The 386-nt window shown below is 73.1% G+C and carries 1 protein-coding gene; it reads left to right on the top strand.

What is annotated here, in order from left to right; all coding sequences use genetic code 11:
- Positions 1 to 30: 30 nt before the first annotated feature.
- A partial coding sequence (locus tag CDN38_RS28180; protein ID WP_180276462.1) for a transposase family protein occupies positions 31 to 386 on the top strand: 356 nt, incomplete at its 3' end.

Genomic DNA, 386 nt, shown 5'->3' with positions numbered 1-386 from the left:
ACCGAGGTGCTGGTATTGACGGTGCGGCCTATGGCGTCGCTGGCGGGCCGGTGCTCGCGGTGCCGGCGCCGGTGTCCCGGCTACGACGGCGGGGACGGGATACGGCGGTGGCGCACCCTGGATGTGGGGACAACGAAGGCGTATCTGCAGGCTGCGGTGCCGCGGGTGGAATGCCCGGAAGATGGGGTGGTGGTGGCGCACGTGCCGTGGGCGCGGCCGGGCGCCCGCCACACCTGGGCATTCGAGGACACCTGCGCGTGGCTGGCCGCGCACACCGCCATGAGCGTGCTCACGGTGCTGCTGCGCATCGCCTGGCGCACCGTCGCGGCGATCGTGACCAGGGTGGTCGCCGACGGCCGCGACACCAATGACCTGCTCGCCGGGCT

This window comes from Mycobacterium ostraviense (assembly GCF_002705925.1).
In the GTDB taxonomy this organism is placed as follows: Bacteria; Actinomycetota; Actinomycetes; order Mycobacteriales; family Mycobacteriaceae; genus Mycobacterium; species Mycobacterium ostraviense.
The sequence above is the reverse complement of the archived record's forward strand: the minus strand, read 5'-3'. Positions and strand labels throughout refer to the sequence as shown.